This is a genomic window from uncultured Streptomyces sp. (assembly GCF_947488945.1).
GTDB lineage: Bacteria > Actinomycetota > Actinomycetes > Streptomycetales > Streptomycetaceae > Streptomyces.
Genome location: NZ_CANLBS010000005.1, coordinates 417,878 through 433,954, shown reverse-complemented (window position 1 = coordinate 433,954; position 16,077 = coordinate 417,878). Strand labels below are relative to the sequence as shown.

Genomic DNA, 16,077 nt, shown 5'->3' with positions numbered 1-16,077 from the left:
CTATGGGGGTCGCCACCCCTGGCGCGATGAAGTCCAAACAAGACGCTGACCTGGGCTTTTCTGGATCTGAGGTGGATTCGCTTCTTCGGGCTACTGCTGTCTCTGATCAGGTGCTTCTGGCTGTTCCCGCCCGCTGCTGGCCACTTCCGAGGTCTTTGTGCAGCACGCACGGGCGGCAGCGGAGTGAGTATCTGCGGCAGGGGGCCCGCCCTCACTTGCCGCATCATTAAGAACTCATTGCCCTCGGGTGAGTACGTACCTTTAGCTAGCAACCACGTGTGATCCGTTCTGTGAGATGGCGTGCTTCGTCGCCGATCGTGGTATCCGAACCGTGCCCCGTGCGGACCAGGGTGGTGGGAGGCAGCACGAGAAGGCGGTCGCGGATCGACCGGATGATGGTGGGGAAGTGCGAGTACGACCGTCCGGTCGCTCCCGGGCCGCCCGCGAACAGGGTGTCGCCGGTGAAGACGGTGCCGAATTCCGGGAGGTGCAGGCTGATGGCTCCGGTGGTGTGTCCGGGAGTGTGGAGCACTCGCAGCTGTGTCCCGGCGACCTTGATGCGCTGGTTGTCGGAGAGATAGCCGTCGGGGTCGCGCTCGGGGTGGGTGTGCTTCCACAGCACCCGGTCGTCCAGGTGGAGCAGGATGGGTGCGCCGGTGGCGGCGGCGAGGGCCGGGGCGGCGTTGACGTGGTCGTTGTGGGCGTGGGTGCACACGATGGCGATCAGCCGCCGGTCGCCGACGGCCTCGGCGATGGCGTCGGCGTCGTGGGCGGCGTCGATGACTACGGCGTCGTGGTCATCACCGACGATCCAGACGTTGTTGTCGACGTTCCAAGTGCCGTCGTCCAGAGTGAAGACGCCGGAGGTCACAAGCCGCTCGATGCGAACACCGGCCATCAGAGGATCACCACCGAGCGCAGGACGTCGCCCTTGTGCATGCGGGCGAAGGCGTCCTCCACCTCGTCGAGGCTGATGGTTTCGCTGACGAAGGCGTCGAGGTCCAGTCGGCCCTGGAGGTAAAGGTCGATGAGCGTGGGGAAGTCACGCGAGGGCAGGCAGTCGCCGTACCAGGAGGACTTGAGCGCCCCGCCGCGGCCGAAGACGTCCAGCAGCGGCAGTTCGAGCTGCATCTCAGGGGTGGGCACGCCGACCAGGACGACGGTTCCGGCCAGGTCGCGGGCGTAGAACGCCTGCCGGTATGTCTCAGGGCGACCGACGGCCTCGATCACGACGTCGGCGCCGAAGCCACCGGTCAGGCCGCGGATCGCTTCGACCGGGTCGGTGGTACGGGAGTTGACCGTGTGCGTGGCGCCCAGGGACCTGGCGGTGCTCAGTTTGCGGTCGTCGATGTCGACGGCGATCACCTTCGCCGCACCGGCCAGCCGGGCACCGGCCACAGCCGCGTCGCCGACACCGCCGCAGCCGATGACCGCTACCGTGTCGCCCCTGCCGACAGCGCCGGTGTTGATCGCGGCACCGATGCCCGCCATCACGCCACAGCCGAGCAGCCCTGCGACGGCGGGTGACGCGGCCGGATCGACTCTGGTGCACTGGCCGGCGGCGACGAGGGTCTTCTCGGCGAAGGCGCCGATGCCCAGGGCCGGTGACAGTTCGGTGCCGTCGGCGAGGGTCATCTTCTGCCGCGCGTTGTGCGTGTCGAAGCAGTACTGCGGGCGCCCGCGCCGGCAAGCCCGGCACCGGCCGCAGACCGCACGCCAGTTGAGGACAACGAAGTCACCGGGGGCGACGTCGGTCACGTCCGGGCCGACCTGTTCGACGACGCCGGCCGCCTCGTGGCCGAGGAGGAAGGGGAAGTCGTCATTGATGCCGCCCTCGCGGTAGTGCAGGTCGGTGTGGCAGACGCCGCACGCCTGGACCTTCACCACGGCCTCCCCGTGGCCGGGGTCGGGAACGACGACGGTCTCGACGCGTACCGGTTCGCCCTTGGCTCGGGCGACGACACCTCGTACGTGCTGCGACATGGGAAGAGGTCCTTTCGACAGTGGGGTGTGCGTGGGGTGGATTCAGTGACTGGCGGTCAGCTCGCCGGCCGGACGCGGATCGGGAGAGAGGCCCAGGAGCGCAGGGTGTTGTTGAGGTGGCGCCTCGGTTCGCCGACGAGTTCGAGGTGTCCGACGCGGCGGGCGAGGGCGGTCAGCAGGGACTCTGCCTCCAGGCGGGCGACGTGCTGGCCGACACACTGGTGGATACCCATGCCGAAGCCGACGTGGCCCGAGGGGTCACGGGTGAGGTCGAAGCGGTCGGGGTCGCTCCAGCGGACCGGGTCGCGGTTGGCAGCGCCGAGGAACATGAGGATTTTGCCGCCCTCGGTGATGCGTGCACCGACGATATCGACGTCGGTGGTGGCGGTGCGGAAGAACGTCTGTACCGGCGACTGCCAGCGCACCGCCTCGTCAAAGGCCGTCCGCGCCAGTTCCGGACGGGCTCGGAGCCGCTGCCACTCCTGCGGGTGAGTGGCGAAGGCGTACAGTGCGGCCGCCAGACCGTGCACGGTGGTGTCAACGCCGGCGGTGAGCAGCGAGCGCACCACCAGCGGTGCCTGGGCGTGGGTGAGGTCGCCGCGGTCGGCGGCGGCCCAGATCCGGGCACCGAAACCGTCCTCGCTCAGCGCCTCGCGGGCGCACTGAGCGTTCACCCAGGCCGACAGCTCGCCGACCCGGTGTGCGTCGGCTTCGACGAGGGCGTTCCGCGGTCCGAAGGCGTTGAAGGCCATGTTGCCGTAGGGCAGCAGGTTCTCCCTGCCGTGCGGGCCGAGGCCGACGGCATCGGGAAAGACCTGGAGCGGGAACGCCTTCGCCAGAGCATCGAAGGCGTCGAACTCCAGCCCGCGCTCGGCCAAAACCGTCTCGACGAGTTCCTCTGCGACCGTCTGCCACGTCTCACGCAGCCGGCGCAGGGCGAGCGGGGCGAGGATCTCGCGCAGCACGCGGCGCGGCGCATCGTGGTGGGGCGGGTCGGCCTCCAGCAGCAGGCTCGGCGGGCGCCACGGCTTCTCATGGCGGAAGTTGGCCAGTCCGACGCCGGCGCCGGACTGGAAGGTCTGCCAGTCGGCCAGGGCGGCGTGCACCTCTTGGTGACGGGCCAGGGCGTACACGCCGTAGCGGGACAGGTGGACCACCGGTCCGGCTTCGCGCAACCGCCGGTGCAAAGGCTCCGGGTGGGAGAGGTGCTGCTCAGCGAATGGATCGGCGTCACTGGTCGGCGGGGTCACGGGAACGGCTGCTGTCTCGGTCATGGCGGCTCCACGAAAGGCAGGAAGGGAAGAGAGGCTCAGGGGCGAGGGAATGCCAGAAGGGGATGCGGAAGGCGGCGGGCGGGTGCTCAGAGATCCAGGACCAGGCGGTCGGAGCGGGAGCGGGAGACACAGGGGAGCATGCAGTCTCCTGCCGCGCGTTCATGGTCGGCCAGGACCGCGTCCCGGTGGTCAGGCGTTCCCTCCAGCACCGGGACGAGGCAGGTGCCGCAGGTCCCCTGCTCGCAGGAGGAGAGCACCTCCGTGCCGGCCCGGCGCACGGCGTGCAGCACGGAGACCTCGGGGGTGACGGTCACCGTCCGACCGGTGCGCCTCAGTTCCACTTCGAACGGTGACCTGCGCACGGGGTCGGACAGGTCCGCGGCGATGAAGCGTTCGGTACGCAGGCTGTGGTCCGGCCAGTGCACGCACGCGTCCTGGACGGCGGACAGGAGAGGGGCCGGTCCGCAGCAATACGCCTTCGTCCCGGGCGGCGGCTCGCTCAGCCACCCGGCCAGATCCAGCAAGCCGCATTCGTCCTGGGGCCTGATGTGCACGCGCTCGCCGTACGCGTGCGTGAGTTCCGTGCTGAAGGCCATCGACGCGCGGGTACGGCCGCCATACAGCAATCGCCAGTCGGCACCGCTCTTTTCGGCCTGTTGGATCATCGGCAACAGGGGGGTGATCCCGATGCCGCCCGCGATGAACAGGTAGCGGTCGGCCGGCACCAGGGGGAAGTGGTTGCGCGCACCACCGATGCCTACCTGATCACCGGGCATCAGCCGGTCGTGTACATAGGCAGACCCTCCGCGCCCGGCGGGCTCGCGCAGCACGGCGATGCGGTAGGTGTACGCGTCCCATCGGTCCCCGCACAGGGAGTACTGCCGGGGCGCTCCGTCCGGCAGCACGACGTCGATGTGCGTTCCCGGCGTCCAGTCCGGCAGCCGCTCGCCGTCGGGATGTTCGAGGGTGAGAGCCACGATGCCGTTCGCGACGACGTCCTTGGTACGGACCCGCAAGGTCTGTGCCGGGGTGGGCTGAGGGCTTTCGGGCAGCAGGTTGTGTACGACCACGTTGTCGCCTCCCGTTGGGGTGATACAGGAAGGATGTGCGTGACCGCCGTCACGGCGCGATGGGATTCTCATTCAGTGAGAGACGAAGTTCGTGCGGATGTCACGTGGCCGTTACACTCCGGCCCCGTTCGTCCCGGTGGGCGCGCCGAGCGCACTGGATACTCCTCGGGCGGCTGTGCGCACAACGGGAACGACCGCTTGCGCTCCCACGTCGTTGGGGACGATGACTGACAGCGCTGCCACCACGGCGCCGGCTGCATCCCGCACCGGGGCAGCCACGCCCAGGGCTTCCTCATGGACGTAGCCGGGGCAGTAGGCATACCCCTGCCGGCGTACTTCGGCCAGCGCCGTACGTAGCCGGGAGGACGTGGCCGGGGTCGCCGGGGTGTAGGTGGCGAGCGGACCGGCCAAGGTCCGTTCCTTCAGGCAGGGCGAGCCGTGGGCCAGTAGCACCAAGCCGCTGGAGGAGGCGTGCAGGGGCAAGCGACCGGCGATCCTGGTGTAGTTGATCACCGCGTTCGGCGCCGAGAGCCGCTCGAGAAACAGCACCTCATCACCATCGAGAACCCCGAGCTGGACATGATGGCCCACCACGTCGTGCACGCCCTCCATGAACGGCATCGCCGCGTCCCGCAGGGAATGCGCGGGCGAGGCACGCACGACCAGTTCCCAGAGCCGGACACCGATGCGCACCCGGCGGTCGTCGTCCCGGCTCAGGAAGCCGTGCGCGGTCAGCTCCCCCACGAGCCGGGACGCCGTGGCCACATGCAGCCCCGAACGGCGCGCGATCTCCGAAACGGTTAGCGTTGGCTCCTCCTGGCTGAACGCCTCCAGGATGCGCGCCGCACGGGAGAGGACCGACTCCTCGTGCGGCTTCATCGTGTCCTCCGTCCTCCGAATCAGGCCGACTCGCTCATGTCCAAGAGGTTGTCGCGCGGCTGGGTTGGCCAGGTGCTCGCGGTGACAGCATCTGCGCCAAACGTCCCCGGATCAAGACGATGACCTGGGCAGACCAACTTCCCCATACGCCATGCATTTGCCTAGCCCTCTGACCAGCCGCGTCAGCCAGACGCTGCTGGAGTACCAGGACGCGGTATCTCCTGCGCCATCGGCTCGGGGAAGAGGTTCGGGTTCGCGGTCGGCGCTGCCGGCGGCGCCGGACTTGGGCGGGCTGGTGCTGGAGGAGCCATGCGAAGGCTGCGAGGAAGCTGCTGATCAGGGCGGTGATGGCGTGACGTGCCGTGTCCTGAGCCGGTGCAGTGGGCATGCCGATGAGCAGGTAGTCGATCACTGCACTCATAGCGGCTCCTGCGACGCTACCGGCGAATGCGGCCTTCCCTGTGGCAGGCCGCAGGCCGGCCTGCACGGTGTCCGATGCCTTTCGGGCGGTGCTCGCCTGGTGGACGGTCAGGCTGACGAGGCCATCCAGCGGGTCGGCTGCCAAGCCGGTCACCACGTGGTGAAGGACGTTGTCGGCTTGCCCGGACGGCATTCCGTTTACGAGATTGGTTCACCATGATCGCCAGGACCTGCCCACCGCCGTGCGCCAGACAGTGGTAAGAGGGATCGAAGCGTCGTCGCCCCTCGTCCGGCGCAGGAAAAGATTGTGGACGTGCCACGCACTTCCTCCTGCACGGAACGAGGGGCGGCTTCTCAAGCGGGGTCCGTCACCAACGCGGAGATCCTGGCCTGCAGAGCGGGCACGTCGCCGGCGTCCCGGGCCAGCGTCCACTGCACGATCTGCCGGGAGGCTTCCACTACGGCTCCGGCCCTCGGCAGCCGACGCCTCGCGAACGATTCCAGCAACTCGTCGTCCACGCGGTCGGCGGCCACCAGCATCTCCGTCAGAACCTGGGCGTCCTCCAGTGCCATGGCGGCTCCCTGGGCGAGGGTGGGCGGGCAGGCGTGGGCCGCGTCGCCGATGAGGAGCACGCGGCCCCGGTGCCAGGGCCCGTCGAGCAGGTGGGATTCGAACCAGGTGTAGTGGATCGCCGAGGGGTCGGTCAGCGACTCCCTGATTTCGTCCCAGGGGCCGTGATAGTGCTCGGCGAACCCGCGCATGACGGCGAGCTTCTCCTCCGGGACCGTCCGCATGCGGTCCTGGGCTATCTCTGTGAAGTAGGCGTACATGGCATGGTCGTTGATCGGACAGTAGCCCGAGATGTAGGAGGGGCCGCCGTAATAGAGCTCGGTGTGGGTGACCGACGCAGGGCGGGGCACGATGGCCCTCCACGCGCCGAGGCCCGCGCCCTTGATGTCCGCGTCGATTCCCACCGCCTGCCGCGTCGCGGAGCGGATGCCGTCGGCGCCGATCACCAGGTCGTAACGTCCGGTCGAACCGTCGGTGAACCGCGCGGTCACACCGGTGCCGTCCTGTGCGAGCTCGGCGAACGTCGTGCTGGTGCGGACCTTCACTCCCGTGGCTACCGCACGGTCCATGAGGATGCGCGCCAGCTTCGGCCGGTACATGCCGACCGTGGCGGGCAGTTCCGGCCCGCCGGTCCGCTCCACGTCCAGCTCGACCAGCACCGTGGCGTCGGCGTCGGGTGCGCGCAGAGTGAGCCGGTTGTGTGAGTGCCCCTCGCGCTGGACGTCCTCCCACACTCCGAGCCGCCGCAGCACCCTCAGCGCGTTGCCCTGCAGGGTGATCCCCGATCCCAGAGCGGTGATGTCGGGTTTGAGCTCGACGAGATCGACGGCGATACCCGCCTCGGCGAGCAGGATTGCGGCTGCGGTACCGGCTGTACCACCTCCCACTACAAGTACGGTGCTGACTGCGGGCATCGTCGTGCTCCCTCCGGGCCGGTTCGTTGTCGTGCGCGGTGTTTCGGTGCGCGGCCGTGGTGCTGGTGGCCCGGAGGCGCGTGATCCTCCGGGGCCGGGTTCAGGATTCGTAGGGCTTGACCGTCTCGTTGGGCTGGAAGCGGAACTTGTGGCCCCACATTTCCGGCCGCTTGCCCTTGCGCACGTTGATGAAGTGGGGCGACCTGCGCTCCAGGTCGTCGATGGCGAGGCCGTCCCAGCCGTATTCGATGAAGAAGCCGGCGGGCGAGTGGATGTAGTAGGAGACTGTCTGGTCGCCGATGTGCCTGCCGAGGTTCATCAGCAGGTCGGGGTTCTCGTCGCCGCCCAGGACGTCGTAGTAGGAGTAGCCGACATCGTCCAGAGTGCGGGATTCCAGGTAGACGTGGTGGAGGCCGAGGGAGTTGGGGACTTCGAGCAGGGCGACGCTGTGGTGTCGTGGGTTGGCCCGGAGGAACCACATCTCACCGAGCGGCTCGTTGAGCGTGATGATGTCGCTGGTGAGGAAGCCCATGGCGTCGACGTAGAAGTCGACCGCCTTGCGGACGTCGGGTACGGCGAAGACGACGTGGCCGAGGCCCTGGTCACCGGTGACGAACCCGGCGTGGGGCCGGGGCGGGTTCCAGTCACGGTAGCCGGACTCCTGGTAGCAGAACAGCTCCAGGCGCTGGCCGAAGGGGTCCTCGAAGTGCACCAGCCGGTCCACACCGCGCGCTTTGGTGGTCTCCTGGTCGGCGACGTGGGTCTTGACGCCGGCGTTCTCCAGACGCTTCACGGCGGCTTCCAGGTCACGGTGGTTGAGGACCTCCCAGCCCGCGTACGCGAACCGGTGCTCCTCGCCGGGGTGAACGGAGATCCGGTAGTCGGCATCGTCGATCTTGACGCGTACGGCACCGTCCGCGCCATCGGGACCGATCATGCATCCGAGTACCTTCGGCGCCCAGGTACGCCATTCCTCGTGGTCGGGGGACTCGACTCCTACGTAGCCGAGTTTGGCGATCTCTCCCATGGTGGTTCTCCACTCTCCGCCGGAGGGCGGTGCTGCGGTGCATTCGTGTTGACGTGACGTTAGGAGCTCGCGGTAACACAGCGGAAATACTTGTTTTCTATTGCTGGCATGCGGAAATCCGAATAGGTCGCCGCCGCCCGGTAACGTTTCCGGACACGCGAAGGCGTCAGAGGTCGAGGGTGATCCCGTCGCCCGACGCGCGTGAGACACAGGTGATGATCACCGCGCCCCCGTCGCGTTCGTGCTTCGTGAGAATGGAGTCGCGGTGGTCAACGGGTCCGTCGATGACCCGGACGGCGCAGGCGCCGCAGATTCCGGCGCCGCAGGCGTACGGCACGTCGACGCCCGCGTTGAGCAGAGCGGTGAGGACCGGAGTGCCCGCATCGACGTGGACGTGCTCGCCCCGTCTGGCCAGCACGATGTTGCAGGGGCGGCCGTTGCCGTCCCGGGGGGCCGCCGCGTCGAAGCGCTGCCTGTGCATTTGCACGTGAGGTGTGCGCTGCGCGGCCACCTCCGTGGCGGTTACGAAGCGGCTCGGACCGCAGACGTACACGGCGGTTCCAGGTGCGGCCGCGGTGAGTATCGCGTCGAAGTCCAGCTCCTCTTGGACAGATACGTCCGGACCCAGGGACAACACTTCCGCGCGCAGCGCATCGGACCCCGCTGTACGGTCGACGTGGATCAGGGACCACGGGTAGACGCGGGCCGCCTGGATCAGGCGGGCCATCGGCAGGAGCGGTGCGATGCCCGCGCCCGAAGCCAGGAACAGGTACGCGGGGGCCCCTGCCAGCCGGAAGCGGTCGTACGGTCCCCGTGCCCGCACCCGGTCCCCGACGGCCAGGACGTCCCGCACGTACGCGGAAGCCGAGACGGCCGCTTCCCGGCTGTCTGCGGCCGACGGGCGCCTGATCAGCAGGCGCCAGCCGGCGGTGTCGGAAGGGTCTCCGGCCAGGGAGTACGGGCGGATCAGCTGATGGGGGAGCAACAGGTCGATGTGTGCTCCTGCCGGCCACCTGGGCAGCTTGCCCCCGTCCGGGTCGCACAGCAGAAGTTCCACCGTACGGACACCGAACGGACGCTTGTCCCTTACGACGAGGTCACGGACACGTCGCGTCTCGCCCATGGTGTGGTCACACCTTTTCCGCCACACAGGTGTTCCGCTGGCCGCCGAGGCCGGTGATCGCGGCTTCCAGCACGTCTCCGGGGCGCAGCCAGCGCTTCCAGCGACCCCCGTTGCCCGCGGGGCTGCCCGTGAGGATCAGGTCTCCGGGGTGGAGCGTGGTGGCCGCCGAAGCCTCGGCGATCAGCGTGGGCACGTCGAACAGGAGGTTGGCGGCGAGGTCCCGCTGCTTGCGCTCGCCGTTGAGGTCGAGTGTCAACTCCAGCTCACGATGGTCGGGGACAAGGCCGGCCGGGACGATGAACGGTCCGCACGGCAGGAAGGTCGGACGGTTCTTGGACCGGAGCCAGTCGCCGCCCAGGGCACGGTGCTCGGCCGGGAACTGCAGGTCACGGGCGCTGATGTCGTTGCAGACGGTGTACCCGGCGACGTAATCCATGGCCTGCTCCGGCGGCACCCGCCGGGCGGTCCTGCCGATGACGACGGTCAGTTCGACCTCCCAGTCGACCTGGTGCGCCTCGGCCGGAAGGATCACGTCGTCGTCCGGGCCGCACAGGGCGGATGCCAGACCGGTGAAGAAGAAGGGACTGCCGGTGCGGGCCCGTTCGTCCATCATCTCCTCGGCCGCGCGACGCAGTTCGTCCTCGGAGCGCGGGTCGTCGTCGGCGCGGCCGGAGACGATGATCTCGGCGACGTGGGAGCGGTAGTTGGCGCCCGCCTGGATGATCTGACGCGGGTCGACCGGGGCGTGGACGCGTACCTGTGTCAGGGGCCGCGTGTTCACGTCGTCCGCGGTCGCGGCGATCTCTGTGAGCCTGGGCTGCACGGCGTCCCAGTGCTCCAGAAGCGCTCTGACCGTCACCGGCGAGTCGATCAGCCCGAATTGGTCAAGACGTAGCACCCGGTCTCCGACGACCAGACCGGCATACGGGTCCTGTCCGTCCGAGAAGGTGCCAAGGGCATGACCTTCCACCCAGCGCTTCACTGCGTCCTCCTTCGGTTCCGCCGGTGACGCTAGTGACAGTGCACGGGCGGGCGGAAATAAACGCTGTGAATACGAGCTATGCGCATCTCACCTGCCCGTGGGCGGTGGGGCCGGCATGGGCGGGTCACGGGGTGCGGCCGTCGCCGGCGCGCTGGGCGACGGCGAGCAGTTTTTCGCGCAACCAGCGGTGTCCCGGGTCGGCGTCGCGCCGGGAGTGCCAGTAGGCGGACTGGCGCAGCGGCTGGAGTTCGATGTCGGTGTCCAGCAGGACGATGTCCGCCGCGTGCGCGACTCTGCGCCCGAGGCGTTCCGGGATGATGGTGATGAGATCGGTTTCGGCGAGCATGAACGGCATGGTGGTGAACGTGCTGGCGGTGGCCTCGGTCCGCCGCGGCACAGCGGCCGCGTCGAGGTCGTCCTCCACCAGGCTTCGTCCGCCGACCGGTTGGTAGGCCAGGTAGGGGTGGGCCGCGATGACGTCTGCGGTGAGCGGTTTCCCGGCCGCGGGATGGTTCTTCCAGACGGCGCCGACGAACCGGTCCTCGATCACGGGCATCCGGGAGCAGTCCCGCAGGTCGGTCTCCGCGACGATCCGGTCGGGCAGCACCACCAGGTCCATCTCGTCCCGCTGCAGTGCCGTGAGGAACCGCCCGCTGATCGGTCCCAGGTCGAGCCTGAGGTGAGGCGCGAGGCTGGCCATGCCGACCAGCAGGGGGCGGATCAGTACGACGCCGATGTAGTCACTGGCTGTCAGGGCGAACACCCGGCTGTCGCGGGCGGGGTCGAATCCGGGCGGCCGTACGATCGTCTGCTCGATCGTCGCCAGCACCCCGCGCACGGGCTCGACGAGCGCTTCGGCCCGTGGGGTCAGCTGCATGTGGCGACCGTGCTTGACCAGGAGCGGGTCGCCCAGAACTTTTCGGAGTCTGGCGAGAGCGGTGCTGGTGGCCGGCTGGGTCATGTGCAGACTCTCCGACGCCCGTGTCACGTTCTGCTCACGCAGCAGCGCGTCGAGGACGACGAGGAGGTTGAGGTCCACTTGGCCGAGCTTCATCGCTCATCACCTGCTCTTCGATACGGCGGCACGCGCCGCCACGGCTCACGTCTACTGCCGCGCAAGGCCGTGCCGTCCCTGGCACGTATGTATGCGCAGCGCTTATGGCAGCCAATCACACTGTGTATTTCCGCCCTGGTCACCGCCTCCCTAGCATCGGCGCACAGAGCCGCACAAGGAGACGTGATGAGGTTTGCCCGCCACCGGACGCAGCAGGGCCCACGGCTCGCCGTCCTGGACACAGAAGACCATCTGGTCGATCTACCTGGGCCCGGGGAGTTGCCTGCCCTGCTTGCCGAGGAAGGGTGGCTTGCGGACGCGGCCGCCACCGCCCTGCGGACCCGGCAGTCGGTCACCCCGCTGGCCACGGCCGAACTGATGGCCCCGCTGGACCCACCCACCGTACGGGATTTCTCCACCTTCCCCGAGCACACCGCGGGCATCGTGAAGACCCTGGATCCGGCAGGGGGCATCCCACCGGAATTCTGGGAGATACCGACGTTCTACTTCTCCAACCCCTACGCGACGATCGGTCCGAACGACGACGTACCCGTACCGCCCGGGACGAAGCGTTTCGACTACGAGCTGGAGGTTGCGGCCGTCGTCGGGGCGCTCGGCCGGGACTTGAGTGTCGAAGAGGCCGCGTCGCACATCGCGGGTTTCGTGGTGATGAACGACTTCTCCGCGCGGGATGTGCAGTTCCACGAGATGCGGATGCGGCTCGGTCCGGCCAAGGGCAAGGACACCGCCACGGCGCTGGGCGGATTCTTCGTCACAGCCGATGAACTGGCAGAACGCCGATCGGGAGCGTCGTTCGACCTGACCATGGAAGTACGCCTCAACGGCGAACTCCTCGGCAGCGACCGGCTGGACAACATGGCCTGGAGCTTCGAAGCCCTCGCCGCCTACGCCTCGCGGGGAACGTGGATCCGCCCGGGCGACCTACTGGGATCCGGCACCTGCCAGGGCGGGTGTCTGGCGGAGATGTGGGGCCGGCACGGCTACGACTTCCACCGGCCGCTCCAGCCCGGTGACACCGTCACCACCAGCGTCGAGCTGCTCGGCGGCACGCAGAATCACGTCATCGCCGGCGCTGAACCCCATGACATCCAGCCTTGGAGCCGGCCATGAGCACGTTCAAAGTACTCGTCACCGACCATGCCTGGCCGACCCTGGACGTCGAGACCTCGGTGCTCGCCCGGGTGGACGCCGAACTCGTCGTCGCCAAGACCGGTGAGACCGCAGAACTCGTCCGCTTGGCCGAGAACGCCGATGCGATCCTCACCTGCTTCGCCAACGTGTCCCAAGAGGTACTGGACGCCGCACCGCGCTGCCTCACGGTGGCCCGGTACGGCGTGGGCGTGGACAACATCGACGTCGACCACGCGACGCGGCTCGGCATGATCGTCAGCAACGTCCCGGACTACTGCTCCGAAGAAGTCGCGGACCACGCCTTGCTGATGCTCCTGGCCCTGTCCCGGCGACTCCTGCCCCTGGCCCGTCAGATCAGCGGTGGCGGCTGGGACGGGACCGCCGTGCCGACTCCCGTCCGGCTGCGGGGCAAGGTCCTTGGCCTGGTCGGCCTGGGCACCATAGGCCGGGCCCTGGTCCCCCGAGCACAGGCACTCGGCATGGACGTGATCGCCCTGCAGCGGCGAACAGGTGAGCTGCCGGACGGCGTCCGCGCCGTGTCATCCCGGGAGGAGCTGCTGGCCGAAGCGGACGTGGTCTCCCTGCACTGTCCTCTCACCTCCGACACCCGTGGCCTGATCGGCGCCGCCGAACTCGCCACAATGAAGCCGACGGCCGTCCTGCTGAACACCGCGCGAGGACCGCTGGTCGATACCGAGGCACTGGTCGCCGCCCTGGAACGCGGAGACATCGCCGGCGCCGGCCTCGACGTCACCGATCCCGAACCGCTGCCCGCAGATCACCCGCTCCGTCACCGCGCCGACGTGGTGATCACCCCGCACGTCGCCTTCTCCTCCGACGGCTCCCTGGCCGAGCTCGCGAGGAAGGCGGCAACCAACGCCGCCGACGTGCTGCTCGGGCGCACCCCCGCGACCGTCGTGAACCCCGCGGTCCTGGACAGCCCCGCACTGCGCCCGGCCCTGGAGGACCGTTCATGACCGCCCACCCCGTCGGCACCGAACAGGCTCGGGCGCTGACCGAGCACCTCGTCCGCCGCGGCCTCGCCTCCCCGGACTCCGCCCCGGACATCCGGCCGATGACCGGCGGCGTCTCCAACGACGTCTTCGCCGTCACCGGCCCCGACCTCGATGTCGTGGTCAAACGGGCCCTGAGTCAACTGCGCGTGGCCCAGTCCTGGACCGCCGACACGGCGCGTCTGGACACCGAGGGCCGCGCACTGCGCCTGGCCGGCTGCCTCACCCCCGCAGCGGTGCCGCAGGTGCACGATCTCAGCGACGGGTACCTGGTCATCGAACGCGCACCCCACAGCTGGCACACCTGGCGCGACGACCTCATGGCCGGCGCCGTGAGCCTGTCGGTCGCCGAACGACTCGGCCGCGTCCTGGGCACGTGGCAGCGGACGACCGCACAGGAGCCACGTCTGACGGCCGAGTTCACGGACCTGACGGTGTTCAGGCAACTGCGTGTCAATCCCTTCCACACCGCCATCCGCGAACGGCACCCGGACCTCGCCGAGCCGATCGAGGAGACCGTCGCCGTCATGGCGGAAGCACACACCTGCCTGGTGCACGGGGACTACTCGCCCAAGAACGTGCTCGCCGACCCCGCCGGAGAAGGCGTCTGGGTGATCGACTGGGAGGTCGCCCACGTCGGTGACCCGACCTTCGACCCCGCCTGGATCACCGGCCATCTGCTGCTCAAGACCATCAACGAGCCCCGCTACACAGCCTCGTACGCCGAGGCCGCCCGGACCTTCCTGCGCACCCTCCGCACAGAAACCGAAGGGGTGGTCGCCCTCGACCCAGCACAACTCGTCCGGCAGACCGCCTGCCTCGTCCTCGCACGCGTCGACGGCAAAAGCCCCGCCCCCTACCTCGACGCCGAGGCACGCGACAGGGCCCGAACGCTCGGCCGCGACCTCCTGCACCACTCGCCCGCACTCATCACCGACGCCTGGGAGTACCTGAAGTGAACGACACCCTCATCACCCGCCTCTTCGCCTGGGAAGCCCTCGACTCCCGGGGCAAGCCCACCGTCGGGTGCGAAGTCGGGCTGGCGGGCGGCGGACGAGGCACGGCGACGGTGCCCTCGGGCGCCTCCACCGGCCGGCACGAGGCACGGGAACTGCGCGACGGCGAGACCCGCTACGACGGCAACGGCGTCCGCCTGGCCGTAGCGAACGTGACCGGCGAGATAGCCGACGCCGTGCGCGGCCTGGACGCCGCCGACCAGCAGCAGCTCGACAGCAACCTGCGGACATTGGACGGAACCGCCGACCTCGGACGGCTGGGCGCCAACGCGATCCTGGCCGTGTCGGTCGCAACGGCACGCGCCGCCGCCGACGCCCGACGCCTCCCGCTGTACGAAGCCGTCGCCGAACCCGGCACCACTCCCTTGCTCCCCCTGCCGATGATCAACATCATCTCGGGCGGCGCCCACGCGGGCCGCTCGATCGACGTGCAGGACTTCCTCGCCGTGCCCCTGGGCGCCACCACGTTCGAGCAGGCCATCGCCTGGGCCTCCCGCATCCGCGCCGGCACCGCCGACGTCCTCGCCGAGCAAGGCCTGCCCGTCGCCCTCGTCGCCGACGAAGGCGGTCTGGGCCCCGTCCTGCCCAGCAACCGTACGGCGCTGGACGTACTCGTCCAGGGCATCGAGCGGGCCGGACTGCGACCCGGCGACGACGTCGGTATCGCCATCGACATCGCGGCCACCCAGTTCCAGCGGGAGGACGGCTCCTACCGGCTCGCTGCCGAGGACCGGGAGCTGACCTCAGCGGCACTGGTCGAGGAACTGGCCGACTGGTGCGCCCATTATCCGATCGTCTCTCTTGAGGACGCCCTGGCCGAGGACGACTGGGACGGGTGGTCGCTGGTGAGCAAGCGGCTCGCGGGCCGGCAGCTGCTGGGGGACGATCTCTTCGTCACCGACCTGGACAGGCTCGGCCGCGGCATCACCCAGGGGGTCGCGAACGCCGTCCTGGTCAAGCCCAACCAGACCGGCACGCTGGACGCCGCCCGCACCGTGGTCCGTCACGCGCACGCCGCCGGTTACGGGACCGTCCTGTCCGCCCGGTCCGGCGAGACCGAGGACAACTGGCTCGCGGACCTGGCTGTCGGCTGGCGCACCGGCCAGATCAAGGTCGGCTCCACCACCCGCTCGGAGCGCACCGCCAAGTGGAACCGCCTGCTGCGCATAGAGGCCGAACTGGGTGCCCGCGCGGAATACGCCGGAGCGCAGGCACTCGCCTTCGCCAAGCAACCGTGACACCCCCCACCCTTTGGTCCGTCTCGGATGTGCCCGACAAGTCGGCGGCTCCGCGCCCGGTCTGTCTTCCACCGCGGCGGACCGGCTCCGCGGCACGGAGACCGCCGCGATCGGCACCGACGCGCAGGGCTTCGAGGTCCGCCCGAGCGAGTTCCAGCACGCCGTCCAGCCCCTTCACCAGGTCGTCATTCCCCACATCGGGCTACTGATCGGCGACATGCGGGACCTGGAAGCGCCCGCCAAAGACTGCACCGACGACGGTGCGTACGACGTCTGCCTCACCGCCGCGCCCCTGCCCATCACCGGCGCGGTCGGCTCACCCGTCAACCCGGTCGCCGTCAAGTAGTCCCCACAAGCCGCC

At 69.1% G+C, this 16,077-nt stretch carries 14 protein-coding genes and 1 pseudogene; 5 read left to right on the top strand and 10 right to left on the bottom strand.

Going from position 1 to position 16,077, the window contains the following annotated elements; all coding sequences use genetic code 11:
• Positions 1 to 265: 265 nt before the first annotated feature.
• The 10 genes from Q0994_RS10645 to Q0994_RS10600 all read right to left on the bottom strand — a co-directional run bounded on the left by Q0994_RS10645 (position 266) and on the right by Q0994_RS10600 (position 11,297).
• Positions 266 to 898, bottom strand: a complete 633-nt coding sequence (locus tag Q0994_RS10645; RefSeq protein WP_299532045.1) for an MBL fold metallo-hydrolase — start codon at positions 896 to 898, stop codon at positions 266 to 268.
• Positions 898 to 1,983 (bottom strand): S-(hydroxymethyl)mycothiol dehydrogenase, encoded by a 1,086-nt coding sequence (locus Q0994_RS10640; protein ID WP_299532043.1) that lies wholly within the window; start codon positions 1,981 to 1,983, stop codon positions 898 to 900. The genes Q0994_RS10645 and Q0994_RS10640 overlap by 1 nt, the downstream gene beginning before the upstream one ends.
• A 56-nt stretch (positions 1,984 to 2,039) precedes the next feature.
• On the bottom strand, positions 2,040 to 3,257 hold the full coding sequence (locus Q0994_RS10635) for a cytochrome P450 (protein ID WP_299532040.1): 1,218 nt from the start codon (positions 3,255 to 3,257) through the stop codon (positions 2,040 to 2,042).
• Positions 3,258 to 3,343: 86 nt separating this feature from the next.
• Positions 3,344 to 4,309, bottom strand: a complete 966-nt coding sequence (locus Q0994_RS10630; RefSeq protein ID WP_299532156.1) for a PDR/VanB family oxidoreductase — start codon at positions 4,307 to 4,309, stop codon at positions 3,344 to 3,346.
• Positions 4,310 to 4,438: 129 nt separating this feature from the next.
• Positions 4,439 to 5,206, bottom strand: coding sequence for an IclR family transcriptional regulator (locus tag Q0994_RS10625; protein ID WP_299532038.1), 768 nt, complete (start codon positions 5,204 to 5,206; stop codon positions 4,439 to 4,441).
• Positions 5,207 to 5,980: 774 nt separating this feature from the next.
• Positions 5,981 to 7,111: an FAD-dependent monooxygenase gene (locus tag Q0994_RS10620; RefSeq protein WP_299532036.1), complete on the bottom strand. Its 1,131-nt coding sequence runs from the start codon at positions 7,109 to 7,111 to the stop codon at positions 5,981 to 5,983.
• Between the two features lie 100 nt (positions 7,112 to 7,211).
• Positions 7,212 to 8,138 (bottom strand): VOC family protein, encoded by a 927-nt coding sequence (locus Q0994_RS10615; protein ID WP_299532034.1) that lies wholly within the window; start codon positions 8,136 to 8,138, stop codon positions 7,212 to 7,214.
• Positions 8,139 to 8,304: 166 nt separating this feature from the next.
• Positions 8,305 to 9,261 carry a PDR/VanB family oxidoreductase gene (locus Q0994_RS10610; protein ID WP_299532032.1) on the bottom strand — a complete coding sequence of 319 codons (957 nt, stop codon included), beginning with the start codon at positions 9,259 to 9,261 and terminating at the stop codon, positions 8,305 to 8,307.
• A gap of 7 nt (positions 9,262 to 9,268) precedes the next feature.
• Positions 9,269 to 10,243 (bottom strand): fumarylacetoacetate hydrolase family protein, encoded by a 975-nt coding sequence (locus Q0994_RS10605; RefSeq protein ID WP_299532030.1) that lies wholly within the window; start codon positions 10,241 to 10,243, stop codon positions 9,269 to 9,271.
• Positions 10,244 to 10,367: 124 nt separating this feature from the next.
• The gene (locus Q0994_RS10600) at positions 10,368 to 11,297 is read right to left on the bottom strand and encodes a LysR family transcriptional regulator (protein WP_299532027.1); all 930 of its coding nucleotides are present in this window, start codon (positions 11,295 to 11,297) and stop codon (positions 10,368 to 10,370) included.
• A 186-nt stretch (positions 11,298 to 11,483) separates the two neighbouring features.
• Between Q0994_RS10600 and Q0994_RS10595 the strand changes: the two genes are divergently transcribed.
• The 5 genes and pseudogenes from Q0994_RS10595 to Q0994_RS10575 form a co-directional block, all read left to right on the top strand.
• Positions 11,484 to 12,428, top strand: coding sequence for a fumarylacetoacetate hydrolase family protein (locus tag Q0994_RS10595; RefSeq protein WP_299532024.1), 945 nt, complete (start codon positions 11,484 to 11,486; stop codon positions 12,426 to 12,428).
• On the top strand, positions 12,425 to 13,426 hold the full coding sequence (locus Q0994_RS10590) for a C-terminal binding protein (protein WP_299532022.1): 1,002 nt from the start codon (positions 12,425 to 12,427) through the stop codon (positions 13,424 to 13,426). Before Q0994_RS10595 ends, Q0994_RS10590 begins: the two co-directional genes overlap by 4 nt.
• Positions 13,423 to 14,421, top strand: a complete 999-nt coding sequence (locus Q0994_RS10585; protein WP_299532020.1) for a phosphotransferase family protein — start codon at positions 13,423 to 13,425, stop codon at positions 14,419 to 14,421. The genes Q0994_RS10590 and Q0994_RS10585 overlap by 4 nt, the downstream gene beginning before the upstream one ends.
• Entirely contained in the window at positions 14,418 to 15,716 is a 1,299-nt protein-coding gene (gene eno / locus Q0994_RS10580) for a phosphopyruvate hydratase (protein WP_299532017.1), read from the top strand. Before Q0994_RS10585 ends, eno begins: the two co-directional genes overlap by 4 nt.
• A gap of 43 nt (positions 15,717 to 15,759) precedes the next feature.
• Positions 15,760 to 16,062 (top strand): annotated as a pseudogene (locus Q0994_RS10575) (cyclase family protein); the annotation flags it as partial.
• Positions 16,063 to 16,077: the final 15 nt, after the last annotated feature.